At 56.8% G+C, this 512-nt stretch carries 2 protein-coding genes; both read left to right on the top strand.

Annotation, left to right across the window (positions count from 1 at the left end; all coding sequences use genetic code 11):
• The coding region (locus CSC94_RS24960; RefSeq protein ID WP_205853419.1) for a hypothetical protein at positions 1–318 on the top strand (318 nt) is incomplete at its 5' end.
• The coding region (locus CSC94_RS24955) for a hypothetical protein (RefSeq protein ID WP_205853418.1) at positions 315–512 on the top strand (198 nt) is incomplete at its 3' end. The genes CSC94_RS24960 and CSC94_RS24955, both read left to right, overlap by 4 nt.

Below are 512 nucleotides of genomic sequence, written 5' to 3'. Positions count from 1 at the left end.
GATGGGCTTCTTGCCTTTATTGGAATTGTGCCAGATGCGCAGGGCCGCCGGTTCAGTGCGGCTGACGGAAGCACCTTGGAACCGGCTTGCGAGGGCGTGAGCCTTGCCAGGCATCTTTTCGAGGCCTGGATGGATGCGGCGGTTTCGCATGAGTGTCCACGCCTTTACATTCGAACGCGTCGAAGGATCATGTCGATCAGGTACCTCAGCGAGGATTTGGGCTTTGAACTTTGCGGTGAGTTCACGGTCGAGTTTCGCGGCGAGTGTCAAACCCGACTGGTGTATCGTCGTGCAGAACGACGGCGGACTATGTCGTGACAGGCGCCCGTTATGTCATGCGCAACCCGAAACGTGTCGTGCTGAGCGGCGAGAAGGAAATCATCTTCTGTGGCGGCGAAAGGACCATTGCGCGTCCTACGAAACGACCACGAGCATGGTCAGGTCTACTGCAGCGCCTCGTCATGCCACAGCAGATCGATGAAATCCTTGATAGCCAGATTCTGCACCATGAA

This window comes from Zhengella mangrovi (genome assembly GCF_002727065.1).
Classification (GTDB): domain Bacteria; phylum Pseudomonadota; class Alphaproteobacteria; order Rhizobiales; family Rhizobiaceae; genus Zhengella; species Zhengella mangrovi.
The sequence above is the reverse complement of the archived record's forward strand: the minus strand, read 5'-3'. Positions and strand labels throughout refer to the sequence as shown.